The sequence below is a fragment of the Methylorubrum podarium genome (genome assembly GCF_022179745.1).
In the GTDB taxonomy this organism is placed as follows: Bacteria; Pseudomonadota; Alphaproteobacteria; order Rhizobiales; family Beijerinckiaceae; genus Methylobacterium; species Methylobacterium podarium.
The window spans coordinates 1-11,846 of record NZ_BPRD01000212.1 but is presented as its reverse complement, the minus strand read 5'-3'; the positions used below and the strand labels follow the sequence as shown (position 1 = coordinate 11,846).

Below are 11,846 nucleotides of genomic sequence, written 5' to 3'. Positions count from 1 at the left end.
CGGCGCCTGCGCGAGCGCGGGGGCGGCGGCGAGGCCGATCAGGATCGTGACGGTACGCAGAAGCGAGGAACGCATGTCGATCTCCCGACATCTCGGGCGGCGGGGCGCCGCGCCGGCTCTCGATGAAGTAGGGCGGACCAATTGAACCGTCCTTGAACGCGATCGCGTGCCGATCCGGGCACCACCCGCGACGGCGCCCGTTGAACGAGTGCGGAGACATGGCGCGATTGTGACCGTGCACCCACCCTGCGGCGGTGGAACCTCATTGTCCGCAACCCGTTCGTGCACCGCTGCCGGGTCAGGCGGTTGGCCGACGTCGAGAACGCCGCGCCGGAAGACGCCGGATCGCAACAATCGGAACGAGGATTGCAACCATGGTCGATGGGAACAGAGTCACGGGTGCCGCCCGGGAATTGGGCGGCAAGGTGCAGGGCGCCTTCGGCGACCTGACCGGCTCGCAGGGCGATGCCGCCGAGGGCCGCCTGCGCGAAGTCGCGGGCCGCGCGGAGAACATCTACGGCCAGGCGAAGGACGCGGCGCGGCACGCCGCGGACGAGGCCTACGACACCGCCGAGGATCTCTACGATCGCGGTCGTCGCACCCTGCAGGAGGGTCACGAGCGCTCGGTCGAGTGGCCGCACACCTCCCTCGTCGTCGCCGGTCTGATCGGCTTCGGCCTCGGCCTGCTGGTGCGCGGGCGCAACTGAGGCCCGACCCTCTCTTCCCGAACAGCCCCAGACTTGAACGAGACTTGGAGTAGCAGCGTGACGTATCCTTCCGGCTTTCAACCCTCGTCCGTCGACGGAACACGGACGTTCGCCCGTGAGACCGTCGCCCTCAACCAGGTCTCCTGGGGGGCCGTCTTCGCCGGTGCCGCGACGGCTCTGGTGTCCCAGGTCGTCATCAACCTCGTGGGCGTGGCCGCCGGCCTCGCCTCGGTCGGCCTCAACTCGGCCGAGAACCCGACCGCATCGAGCTTCTCGCTCGGGGCCGGCGCGTGGTTCGTCGCCTCCGGCGTCATCGCCTCTCTCATCGGCGGCCTCATCGCCGGGCGCCTCGCTGGCAAGCCCCTGCGCGGGATCGCCGGGTTGCACGGCTTCGTGTCCTGGGTCGTCACCACCCTCGTCGTCCTCTACCTGCTGACCTCAGCCGCCAGCGGCATCGTCGGCGGCGCCGTCAGCACGGTCGGCTCGGCGCTCGGCGGCGCCGGCAACCTCGTCGGCGGAACGGTTCAGACCGCGGCGCAGGCCGCCGCCCCCTCCCTGACCAAGATTCCGAACCCGCTCGACCAGATCGAGCAGCGGGTGAAGGACCAGTCCGCAGGCCAGGACCCGCAGGCCGCTCGCGACGCCGCCGTCTCGGCCATGCGCGCCCTGCTCTCCGGCAACGCCGCCGACAAGCAGCAGGCGGAGACGCGCGCCGCCGACGCCCTCGCCAAGGCGCAGAACATTCCGGTCGATCAGGCGCGCCAGCAGGTGCAGGACTATCAGAAGCAGTACGAGCAGGCGGTCGCCAGCGCCAAGACGCAGGCGGAGGAGGCGGCCAAGACCGCGAAGTCGGTGGCGACCCAGGGCGCGCTCTACGCCTCGATCGCGCTGATCGTCGGCGCCATCGCCGCCTTCCTCGGCGGCCTCCTCGCGGCGCCGAAGCCGGCCTTCGCGAGCGTTCGCGACTGAGCCCGCGATCGCGGCGGGTGTCCCGCCCGGCCTCCGGCGCCAACACGCCGTCGGACGCGGGCAGGCCGCTCGCGCGTTATATGGAGAGGCGCCGGCCGGCTGATCCGGCCGGCGCTTCCGCTTCGAGCCGCGGCTCGACCGCCCTCAAGGAGTTGCCAGATTGAAGACATCGACCCTGACCCTCGCCGCCGTCGCCGCCCTCCTCGTCGGCGCGCCGGCCTCGGCCGCGCCCGCGCCGCAGAATCCGGTGGATGCCCTGGTCCGGGGTGACCTGCCGACCGGCTACGTCCAGTACCGCCGCTACGGCCACCGCCATTACGGGCATCGCCGCTACGGCTACGGCCGGGGCTATCGCCGGGGTCCGGGCGTCGGGGCCGCGGTCGGCGCGGGCGTGGCGGGTCTCGCGGCCGGGGCGATCCTCGGCGGCGCCATCGCCAATTCCCAGGCCCAGGCCGCGCCCGTCGTGGTCCAGGGCGGCGCCGATCCGGAGGCCGTCGCGGCCTGCGCCCGCCGCTTCCGTTCCTACGACGCGCGGAGCGGCACCTATCTCGGCAATGACGGCGCCCGCCATCCCTGCCCCTGAGGGCAACCCCTCCCGCGGATCATCGTCACGGGGCGACGAGCGGGAGGCTCTGTCGGCCGGGGGGCCCGGCCTCCGTCTCGTCGGGAGCGCACCGGGTCCGGTTGCGCCCCCCTTCCTTGGCCTCGTAGAGCGCGGCGTCGGCCCGGCGATAGAGATCCTCCCCGACGCCGCCCGCCGACGTCACGGCCAGTCCGATGCTCACGGTGACGGAGCCGGGATCGATCCCGGCGGACGGCACGGCGAGAGCGGTCGCGGCCCCGTGGATCGCCTCGGCGACGCGCAGGGCGCCCTCCCGGTCGGTCTCGGGCATCAGGACGGCGAATTCCTCCCCGCCGACGCGGGCGGCGAGATCGCCCGGCCGGCGCAGGCTCGCCGTCAGGCCCTGCGCGAGACCCTTGAGCACCGCGTCCCCGACCGCGTGACCGTAACGGTCGTTGTAGCGCTTGAAGTGGTCGGCATCGACGACGAGGAGGGACAGCGGCCTGCCCGTGCGCCGCGATGCCCGCGACGCCCGCGCGAACGCCTCCTCGAAATGGCGCCGGTTCGCCAGGCCGGTCAGGGTGTCGGTGCGCGCGAGCTGAGCCAGTTCGGCCTGCATGGCCGCCCTGCGGCGCAGCTCCCGTCCGAACAGCAGCGAGAGCAGGATGGTCAACCCGCACAGGACTAGGACGGCCAGCCCGATCACCGTCGCCTTGCTCCGCCACTCGGCCTCGATCTCCCGCGTTCCGAGCGCGACGTTGAGGATGAGCGGCAGATCGCCGACGGGGGTGAAGGCGTAGTATCGCTCGACGCCGTCGCGAACGGACGTTCCGGTGAAGCTGCCGCGGCGCTCCGCGAGGAAGCGCTGAAACGTCGATGCCCCGGCGATGTTGGCGCCGAGATCGGCCTCCACGAAGGGGTAGCGCATCAGGCGGGTGCCGTCGCGCAGGTAGAGGTTGATGCCGCCCTCGCGGCCGAGGCCGATCCGGTCGAACAGGGTGCTGAAGTAGGACAGCTTGAGGCTCGCCAGCACCACGCCGCCGAACGAGCCGTCCGGCTTGTCGATCCTGCGGCTCAGCACGACCACCGGCTCGCCGAGCAGCCGTGACGTCACCGGCGGGCTGATGTGAAGGCCGAGATCGGCCCGCGCCCTGTGAAGCTTGAAATAGCCGCGGTCGGCATTGTTGACGTGCCGGGCCGGCGTCGCGTGCGAATCGATGATGCTGTCGCCGTTCTCGTTCAGAACGAGCATCACCCCCATGTCGCGGGCCGTGGCGGCACGGTCGAACAGGACCAGTTGGCGCAAGGCCGGATCGAGATCCGCGACGCCGGGCGCCTTGAGGTTGTCGACGACGGCCAGGAGAGACAGGTCGATGATCTCGATGTTGCGGGCGATGTCGCGCTCGATCACCTGAAGCAGGTTCTTCGAGGTCTGTTCGGCCTTGTCCCAGGCGTCCTGCCGCAGGTCGAGCAGCATGATGGCCGAGAGCACCAGCATGCCGATGGGAGCGAGGACGCCGAGGGCGATCCAGGTCCGGGCCGACCGGATGCGCCGGGCCAGGCGAATGCGCAGACGGGATGTCGCCGGATGCGCGCTCCCCCCCGCCCAGTTCTGCTTGCCATCGGAGGTGCGCATCGGCTTCGTTTCTTATGCGTCGGCCTCCCTCTGTCGGCGCGGCGGGCTAAGCAAACCTTTCGCCGGGGCCGCGATGCGGAGGGTCGGTGCGTCGATGGCTAAAGCAACGTTACCGGTTGCGACGCAGGATGGGCCGTCATCCCGCGCTGTTCGCACCGCACGAAGACGTGATCGCGCTGTCGGGATTAAAGAAAATCGCTCTGGAACGACTGCGCAGAGCAAGACTTAAGCGCCTGGATCGAGTCATCGCGCCCCGTTCGGGGAGTCCGTTGCGACGCTCGACTCTGAGAAAAGGTCCGTTTCTGGATTGCCCTCTTCCCGAGGCCGCCCCGCGGCTCCGGGAGGTTGCGATTGGCCGTGGGAACCGCCGATGCGTCTCGATGCACGAAGCTCGGTCGAATCCGCCCCGCGCGAGCCGTCCCGGCGCGCCCTGCGTGGGCTCGATCTGCTCAACTTCACCCTCGCCGACGTGCGCGACGGGCTCGGCCCCTACCTCGCCATCTACCTGCTCGCCGTGCGCGGACCCGACCAGGGCTGGAACGAGGCCACGATCGGTCTCGTGATGACGATCGCGGGCATTGCCGGGCTGCTGGCCCAGACGCCCGCGGGCGCCCTGATCGACCGCACCAACGCCAAGCGCAGCGTCGTCGTCGCCGCAGCGGTGGTCGTGACGGTGAGCTGCCTCGTCCTTCCCTGGATCTCGAACTTCACCCTGGTCGCCGGCACGCAGGCGCTCGCCAGCATGGCCGGCTCCGTCTTCGCGCCGGCGCTGACCGGAATCACGCTCGGCATCGTCGGCCCGAAGCTGTTCTCGAAGCGCATCGGCCGGAACGAGGGCTTCAATCACGCCGGCAACGCGGTCTCGGCGATGCTCGCGGGCGGCCTGGCCTACGTCTTCGGGCCCGTGGTCGTGTTCTGGCTGATGGGGCTGCTCGCCGCCTGCTCCATCGTCGCGATGCTGATGGTGCCGGGCGACGCGATCGACGACGACCTCGCCCGCGGCCTCGATTGCGCCGAGGATCAGACCTGCGAGCAGCCCTCGGGCCTGAGCCTGCTCCTGCGCAACCGCCACCTGCTGCTGTTCGCGCTTCTCTGCGCCGCCTTCCACCTCGCCAACGCGGCGATGCTGCCCTCCGTCGGCCAACTGCTCACCAAGGTCGTCGGCAAGGACAACGCGACCTCGCTGATCGCGGTCTGCATCGTCGCGGCGCAATGCGTGATGGTGCCGATGGCGGTGCTAGTGGGCGCCAAGGCCGACAGCTTCGGGCGCAAGCCGATCTTCCTGGTCGCCTTCGGCGTGCTGGCCCTGCGCGGCGTGCTCTACACCTTCTCGGACAACCCCTTCTACCTCGTGGCGGTGCAGTGCCTCGACGGCGTCGGCGCCGGCATCTACGGCGCGCTGTTCCCGATCGTCGTGGCCGACCTCACCCGCGGCACCGGACGGTTCAACGTCGCCCAGGGCGCCGTGGCGACGGCGCAGGGCCTCGGCGCGGCCCTGAGCGCGACGCTGGCCGGATTGGTCATCGTCGGGGCGGGCTACGCGGCCGCCTTCCTCGTCCTCGCGGCGATCGCGGGGGCCGGCTTCGCGCTCTACCTGCTGTTCATGCCCGAAACCTTCGGCTACCAGCCCCGCCTGACGGATGCGCCGCCGGGAACATCCTCGACGCCGCAGGCGGTGCCGGCCGAGTAGGTGCGTCCTCGGGGACATGACACGCCTCCGCCGCGGCGACCGGTCTCACCGGTCCGGCGGGATCGAGTAGGTGCCGGTGGCGTGGCAGACGATGGCCTCGCCGCCCCGGCTTCGAATCGCGACCTCCCCCACCGCCAGGCGCCGCCCGAGCTTCAGCAACCGGCACTCGGCCACCAGCGCGGCGGGACCGGGCCGGCGGAGGAAGTTGACGTTCAGGCTCGTCGTCACGGCGAGCGCCACCGGGCCGATATTCGAGAGGATTGCCGCGTAGAGCGCGTAATCGGCCAGTGCCATCATCGACGGGCCGGACACCGTGCCGCCGGGGCGCAGATGGCGCTCGTGATAGTCGAGCCGCATCCGCGCGGAGAGCGGCCCGACCGCCTCCAGGTGGTAGTGGCGCCCGCCCGCATTCATCTGCGGGAAGTCGCGCTCGAGGAAAGCGGCGGTCTCCTCCAGGCTCATCACGGTCTCGCTCATGAGCCGCCTTGCAGCACGCCCGCGCATGGCGGACAAGGGCGCATGATCCCGACGATCGACAGCGCGCCCGAAGGCATTTCCACCCGGCACGACCGCTATCCCGACGCGCAGATCCGCGCCGTCCTCAAGGAGACGCGCTCGATCGCGCTGGTCGGCGCCTCGGCCAACCCGGCGCGGCCGAGCTACATCGTCTTCAAGTATCTGGGCGAGCGCGGCTACGCGGTGACGCCGGTCAATCCGGGGCTGGCGGGCCAGAGCCTGCTCGGCCGCCCGGTGATCGCCCGCCTGTCCGACCTGACCGGGCCGGTCGACATGGTCGAGATCTTCCGCAATTCCGCCGCGGCGGGGCCGCTGGTGGACGAGGCACTGGCGCTGCCGGTGCCGCCGAAGGTGATCTGGATGCAGCTCGGCGTGCGCGACGACGCGGCCGCGGCGCGGGCCGAGGCGGCGGGCGTGACGGTGATCATGAATCGCTGCCCGAAGATCGAGTACGGCCGCCTCTCCGGCGAGATCGGCTGGACCGGCGTGAACTCCCGCATCCTCAGCGCGAAGAAGCCGCAAATGGCCAAGGGCGGGGTGCAGAAGCGGACGATCGAGGGACCGTGACGTGAATGCGCCCCCGGCGATGGCCCGAGGGCGCCTTCGGCGGGATCGCGAGACCCATACGTCATCCGGTTGATTGCTTCGACTCTTCCTCCGTCATTGCGAGGCGAAGCCGTGGCAATCCAGGGCGCGACTTAGCCGGAGATGGCGCGCCCTGGATCGCTTCGGCTCCGCCTCGCGATGACGGGATTGGGTAAGGCCCGAGTGATCAACCGGAAACCGTATCAGTTGCCGCCGGCTGCTCGACCCTGACGGACGAAACCTGGGCGATCGTTTCCGGCACTTCGCACGCTCAGACAGCGAGTTTCGATTTAGGCCACCGTCAGCCCGACATCCACATTCCCCCGCGTCGCGTTGGAATACGGGCAGATCTGATGGGCCGCCTCGACGAGGCGCTCGGCGTCCGCGCGGTCGAGCCCCGGCAGGCTCACCTTGAGGTCGGCGGTGATGCCGAACCCGCCCTCGGAGCGCGGGCCGATGCCGACGGTGGCGGTGACGGTCGTGTCGGCGGGGACCTTCAGCCTGAGCTGGCCGCCGGCCACCTTCAGGGCGCCGATGAAGCAGGCGGAATAGCCCGCCGCGAAGAGCTGCTCGGGATTCGCGCCGGGGCCGCCCGCGCCGCCGAGCTCCTTCGGGGTCGAGAGCTGGACCTGGAAGCTGCCGTCCTCGGTGCGGGCGGAGCCGTCGCGGCCGCCCGTGGCGGTGGCGGTGGTGCGGTACTTCACATCGACGGTCATGGTCTGTCCTCGTGATCGGGGTGGAACGAGGCCGATCCGTTCGGCTCGGGACCTGGATACCGGCAATATAGATTGCGCGCAATCTAAATCGCGCGTGAGCGATCCCCCCAGCGCATGGCTGCCCCGCCCCGGATCGTGTGTCCCAGCGGCGTCAGGGGTCGCGGCCCGTCTCCGGCATGGCGGCGATGGCGGCGAGGCTGATCCCGGCGGCCGCGGCGAGGTAGAGCCCGACGAGGCCGATGCCGCCCCAGCCCGCGAGCCACTGCGCCGCGAAGGGTGCGCCCGAGGCGCCGACGATGCCGGCGAGATTGTAGGTGACGGAGGCGCCGGTGTAGCGCACCCGGGTCGGGAACAGCTCGGGCAGGAGCGCGCCCATCGGCCCGAAGATCCAGCCCATGGCGAAGAGGGCGAGGCAGAGGAAGCCGAGCACCAGGGTCGGCTCGCCGCTGCCGAGCATCGGCCCGAGCACGGCGCCGAGGGCGCCCGTCGCGACGAGTCCCGAGAGCATCACCGGCTTGCGCCCGAACCGGTCGGCCGCCCAGCCCGACAGCGGGATCGCCAGCGCCATGAACAGGATCGCCACGCACTCAAACAGCAGGAAGGTCTTGCGGGCGTAGCCGAGCGTGCCGGTGCCGTAGCTCAGCGCGAACACCGTCGAGAGGTAGAAGACGGCGTAGGCCGCCACCATCGCCAGGGTGCCGAGCAGCGTCGCGCGACGATGCGCGGAAAAGATCGTGGCGAGGGGCACCCGCTCCGGCGGCGCCTGCTCGAGGGCGGCGCGGAAGGCCGGCGTCTCGGTGAGCTTGAGGCGGACATAGAGCCCGACGCCGACGAGGGCAGCCGAGGCCAGGAACGGCAGCCGCCAGCCCCAGGCCTCGAAATCCGCCGGGCTCAGGGCGACGCTGAGCCCGAGGAACAGGAGGTTGGCCGCGATGAAGCCGATCGGCGCGCCGAGTTGCGGGAAGATGCCGTAGAGGGCGCGGCGCCCCGGCGGCGCGTTCTCGACCGCGAGCAGGGCCGCTCCGCCCCATTCGCCGCCGAAGCCGACGCCCTGGCCGAAGCGCAGCAGGCAGAGCAGCGCCGGCGCCCACCAGCCGATGCTGGCATAGCCCGGCAGGCAGCCGATCAGGACCGTGGACACCCCCATGATCATCAGCGAGGCGACCAGCGTCGCCTTGCGCCCGATCCGGTCGCCGAAATGCCCGAAGGCCGCCGCCCCGACCGGCCGGGCGAGGAAGGCGATGGCGAAGGTCGCGAACGCCTGGAGCGTCTGCACGCCGGGCTCGCCCTGGGGGAAGAAGATCGGCCCGATGACCAGCGCTGCGGCGGTGGCGTAGATGTAGAAGTCGTAGAACTCGATCGCGGTGCCGACGAAGCTCGCGACCAGGATCCGGCGGGCGGACGGGAGGCTCATGCCGCGGGCGGCTCCCACTGCCAGAACACCGTGCCGGTGAATTCGAAGACGGGCTCGCCGCGCTGGTTTTCGGCGGTGTTGCGGTGCGTGGCGAGGCCCCAGCCGGGCCGCGAGGCGGAGGCGCGCCGGTCGATGAGCGTGCTCCGGTAACGGATCGTGTCGCCGGCGTAGACCGGCCGCAGCCATTTCAGGTCCTTGAAGCCCGGCGAGGGGCCGAGCTGCGGCACCGGGCCGGAGCGTGCGGTCAGCGCGATGTCCCGGGCGAAGGTCGCGTTGAGCCGCTTCATCCAGACCGCCGCGGTCTGCCAGCCCGAGGCGCAGAGCGCGCCGAAATGCGTGGCCCGCGCGGCCTCCGCATCGAGGTGGAAGACCTGCGGATCGTAGGCGCGGGCGAAGGCGACGATGTCGTCCGCCTCGAAGCGGTGGGCGCCGAGTTCGCGGGTGACGCCGAGTTCGGCCTCGGCCAGATAGGGCAGCGTCACCGCGTCGTCCGGCTCCGGCACCGGGCCCGTCTCGGTGGAGAGTTCGACCGGACGCGCCGCGGGCACGGCGCCGGCCCGGGCGAACAGCACCGCGAAGGCCTGCGTCATCACCGCCTCGCCGCGCCCGTTCGTCAGCGTCATCGACAGCCGCGCCATGCCGCGGTCGGGCTTCGAGGACGAGGGACGGACCTCCTCCACCCGGACGACGGCGCTCAAGGCGTCCCCCGGCAGGACGGGCCTCAGCCAGCGCAGGGCGGCGATGCCGGGCGACCCCATCGAGGTGGCGTGCGAGACGAGCGCCTGCGCGAACAGGCGCATGCCCAGAGCCGCCGTCTGCCAGCCCGAGCCGATCAGGGTGCCGACGAAGGTGTCCTTCGCCGCCGCCTCGTCGAGGTGGAAGGGCTGGGGATCGTAAAGGCGCGCGAAGGCGACGAGTTCGTCCCGGCTCACCGTGATCGGTCCGGCGGTGAATTCCTGGCCGGGAGCGAGGTCGTCGAGGGAAAGCAGAGCCATGGGATGCCGCGCCGGGGTCAAGGTCCGAGCGTGGCTACATCATCGAACGGCCGAGCGCAGCCGGGGGCCTGCGCCCGAGGCGTGCCTCACTGCATCAGCGCGTAGGCCTGGATGCCCGCGGGCGTCAGGAGCACGACGAACAGCACCGGCAGGAAGAACAGGATCATCGGCACGGTCAGCTTCGGAGGGAGCGCGGCCGCCTTCTTCTCGGCCGCGGTCATGCGGAAGTCCCGGCTCTCCTGCGCCAGGACGCGCAGGGCCTGGCCCACGGGCGTGCCGTAGCGCTCCGCCTGCATCAGCGCCGTGGTGAGCGACTTGACGGTCTCGAGCCCCGTGCGCAGGGCGAGGTTCTCGTAGGCGACGCGCCGCTCGGGCAGGAAGGACAGTTCCGCGGTCAGAAGCGCGAGCTCTTCGGCGAGCACCGCCGACTGGCTCGCAATCTCCAGGCTGACGCGGCGGAAGGCGTTCTCGACCGACATGCCCGACTCCACGCAGATCAGGCACAGGTCGAGGGAGTCGGGCCAGCCGCGGCGGATGTCGGCCTGCCGCTTGGCGGTGAGATTCGAGAGGTAGACCTCCGGCAATTTGAGGCCGACGAAGCCCGCCGCGAAGACGAGTCCGAGCCGGATCGCGAAGGGCTGATCGAGCACCTCCAGCACGAACAGGTAGAACAGGGCGACGGCCGTGAGGACGATCGGCATCACCAGGCGGAAAAAGAGAAAGGCGGTCTCCGCGCCGGTGCCGCGATGGCCGGCCTGGATCAGCTTGACCCGGGCGGTCTCGGTGCCGAGCCAGCGGCTGAGATTGAACTGCTCGACGACCCGCTTCATGTAGGCCTTCGGCTCGACGCGCAGGCTGACGCGGCTGTTCAGCCGCTCGCGCTCGCGCTGGCGGATCTGCTCGCGCTCGTCGCTGACGAGCTTCATCCGCTTGGCGAGCTGATCGCCCTCGAAGAGCGGCTGGATCAGGGTGAAGACCGTGGCCGCCGCAGCGATGCCGGCCAGCACCGCGGCGATGGTGCGCGGCGCGAGGGCGGCGTTGACGAAATCGTCCAGCATCGGTGTCCGGCCCTGCCCGTCCCTTCGCAGAGCGGCTCGAACCGCCCCGTCCACATCAACTTCCGCCCCGGCCCGCACCGTCCGAGCGCGTCGCCTCGAAACTCACATCCGCGGCGACGCATTCGCTTTGCGCCGCTGCCCCGTCTCTTCCCGCTCGCCGTCGACGCCCTCGCGATGCGATGCGTCAGATGTCGAAATTGATCATCTTCTTCATCACGAGGACGCCGGCCAGCATCCACAGCCCGGAGATCACCAGGGCGATCTTGCCGACGGAGGTCGTCCACAGAAGCGAAGTGTAATCGGGGCTCGACAGGTAGGTGCCCGCTCCGACGACGAACGGAAGGGCGCCGATGATGGCGGCCGAGGCCTTCGCCTCCATGCTCATCGCCTGGATCTTGCCGGCCATCTTCTTGCGCTCGCGCAGCACGCGCGAGAGGTTTCCGAGCGCCTCCGAGAGGTTGCCGCCGGCCTTCTGCTGAATGCCGATCACGATGGCGAAGAAGTTCACCTCGGTCACGGGCACCCGCTCGTACATGCGCAGGATCGCGTCCCCCATCGACAGGCCGAGCGCCTGCGCCTCGATCGCGACCCGGAACTCGCTGCGCAGGGGCTCCTTCGCCTCGCGCGAGATCATCCGCAGGCAATCGCCGAGCGGGATGCCGGAGCGCAGACCGCGCACGACCACGTCCATCGCGTTGGGCAGTTCCTCGATGAAGGCCGCCACGCGCCGCTTCTGCATCCGCTTGAGCATCCAGGCGGGCAGGCCGAACCCGCCCGCGAACAGGGCGAGCAGCGCGACGATCACGTTGTGGGAAACGAGGAAGGCGGCGAGCGCGAGGACGACCGCCGAGATCGCGGAGACGACGTAGTATTTCTTGCGGGTCCAATCGAGGCCGGCGCGGGCGATGCGCAGTTCGAGGGTGACCTTGGTCTTGTCCTTCTTGGCCTCCAGCTCCTTGAGGCTCTTGGCGACCTGCTCGCGGCGGCTGGCGGCGGCG

At 70.7% G+C, this 11,846-nt stretch carries 12 protein-coding genes; 5 read left to right on the top strand and 7 right to left on the bottom strand.

The window, feature by feature from the left end; translation table 11 throughout:
* Positions 1-374 precede the first annotated feature (374 nt).
* The 3 genes from MFF42_RS11455 to MFF42_RS11445 all read left to right on the top strand — a co-directional run bounded on the left by MFF42_RS11455 (position 375) and on the right by MFF42_RS11445 (position 2,259).
* Positions 375-707: a CsbD family protein gene (locus MFF42_RS11455; RefSeq protein WP_238255872.1), complete on the top strand. Its 333-nt coding sequence runs from the start codon at positions 375-377 to the stop codon at positions 705-707.
* Positions 708-764: 57 nt separating this feature from the next.
* Positions 765-1,676, top strand: coding sequence for a PhnA-like protein (locus MFF42_RS11450; RefSeq protein WP_238255871.1), 912 nt, complete (start codon positions 765-767; stop codon positions 1,674-1,676).
* Between the two features lie 160 nt (positions 1,677-1,836).
* Positions 1,837-2,259, top strand: coding sequence for a BA14K family protein (locus MFF42_RS11445; RefSeq protein WP_238255870.1), 423 nt, complete (start codon positions 1,837-1,839; stop codon positions 2,257-2,259).
* A 25-nt stretch (positions 2,260-2,284) separates the two neighbouring features.
* Here MFF42_RS11445 and MFF42_RS11440 read toward each other — a convergent pair whose 3' ends face one another.
* Entirely contained in the window at positions 2,285-3,874 is a 1,590-nt protein-coding gene (locus MFF42_RS11440) for a sensor domain-containing diguanylate cyclase (protein ID WP_238255869.1), read from the bottom strand.
* 370 nt (positions 3,875-4,244) lie between these two features.
* Here MFF42_RS11440 and MFF42_RS11435 point away from each other — a divergent pair, with 370 nt between their 5' ends.
* Positions 4,245-5,564, top strand: a complete 1,320-nt coding sequence (locus MFF42_RS11435; RefSeq protein WP_238255868.1) for an MFS transporter — start codon at positions 4,245-4,247, stop codon at positions 5,562-5,564.
* A 45-nt stretch (positions 5,565-5,609) separates the two neighbouring features.
* Here the strand turns inward: MFF42_RS11435 and MFF42_RS11430 are convergent, their stop codons facing one another.
* Positions 5,610-6,041 carry a PaaI family thioesterase gene (locus MFF42_RS11430; protein WP_238255867.1) on the bottom strand — a complete coding sequence of 144 codons (432 nt, stop codon included), beginning with the start codon at positions 6,039-6,041 and terminating at the stop codon, positions 5,610-5,612.
* 42 nt (positions 6,042-6,083) lie between these two features.
* Between MFF42_RS11430 and MFF42_RS11425 the strand changes: the two genes are divergently transcribed.
* The gene (locus MFF42_RS11425) at positions 6,084-6,647 is read left to right on the top strand and encodes a CoA-binding protein (protein ID WP_238255866.1); all 564 of its coding nucleotides are present in this window, start codon (positions 6,084-6,086) and stop codon (positions 6,645-6,647) included.
* A 308-nt stretch (positions 6,648-6,955) separates the two neighbouring features.
* On the opposite strand, the gene MFF42_RS11420 is transcribed toward MFF42_RS11425, so the two are convergent.
* From MFF42_RS11420 to MFF42_RS11400, 5 genes are all read right to left on the bottom strand, one after another.
* A complete protein-coding gene (locus MFF42_RS11420; protein WP_238255865.1) occupies positions 6,956-7,381 on the bottom strand; it encodes an organic hydroperoxide resistance protein in 426 nt (141 codons plus the stop codon).
* A gap of 151 nt (positions 7,382-7,532) precedes the next feature.
* Positions 7,533-8,795 (bottom strand): MFS transporter, encoded by a 1,263-nt coding sequence (locus MFF42_RS11415; RefSeq protein WP_238255864.1) that lies wholly within the window; start codon positions 8,793-8,795, stop codon positions 7,533-7,535.
* Positions 8,792-9,790: a MaoC family dehydratase gene (locus MFF42_RS11410; RefSeq protein ID WP_238255863.1), complete on the bottom strand. Its 999-nt coding sequence runs from the start codon at positions 9,788-9,790 to the stop codon at positions 8,792-8,794. Before MFF42_RS11410 ends, MFF42_RS11415 begins: the two co-directional genes overlap by 4 nt.
* An 86-nt stretch (positions 9,791-9,876) precedes the next feature.
* Positions 9,877-10,848 (bottom strand): type II secretion system F family protein, encoded by a 972-nt coding sequence (locus MFF42_RS11405; protein ID WP_238255862.1) that lies wholly within the window; start codon positions 10,846-10,848, stop codon positions 9,877-9,879.
* Positions 10,849-11,032: 184 nt separating this feature from the next.
* The coding region (locus tag MFF42_RS11400; RefSeq protein ID WP_238255861.1) for a type II secretion system F family protein at positions 11,033-11,846 on the bottom strand (814 nt) is incomplete at its 5' end.

Coding starts and splice junctions, on each gene's coding strand:
- MFF42_RS11455 (WP_238255872.1), top strand. CDS start 375: ATGGTCGATGGGAACAGAGTCACGGGTGCCGCCCGGGAATTGGGCGGC.
- MFF42_RS11425 (WP_238255866.1), top strand. CDS start 6,084: ATGATCCCGACGATCGACAGCGCGCCCGAAGGCATTTCCACCCGGCAC.
- MFF42_RS11410 (WP_238255863.1), bottom strand. CDS start 9,790: ATGGCTCTGCTTTCCCTCGACGACCTCGCTCCCGGCCAGGAATTCACC.
- MFF42_RS11430 (WP_238255867.1), bottom strand. CDS start 6,041: ATGAGCGAGACCGTGATGAGCCTGGAGGAGACCGCCGCTTTCCTCGAG.
- MFF42_RS11415 (WP_238255864.1), bottom strand. CDS start 8,795: ATGAGCCTCCCGTCCGCCCGCCGGATCCTGGTCGCGAGCTTCGTCGGC.
- MFF42_RS11440 (WP_238255869.1), bottom strand. CDS start 3,874: ATGCGCACCTCCGATGGCAAGCAGAACTGGGCGGGGGGGAGCGCGCAT.
- MFF42_RS11435 (WP_238255868.1), top strand. CDS start 4,245: ATGCGTCTCGATGCACGAAGCTCGGTCGAATCCGCCCCGCGCGAGCCG.
- MFF42_RS11405 (WP_238255862.1), bottom strand. CDS start 10,848: ATGCTGGACGATTTCGTCAACGCCGCCCTCGCGCCGCGCACCATCGCC.
- MFF42_RS11420 (WP_238255865.1), bottom strand. CDS start 7,381: ATGACCGTCGATGTGAAGTACCGCACCACCGCCACCGCCACGGGCGGC.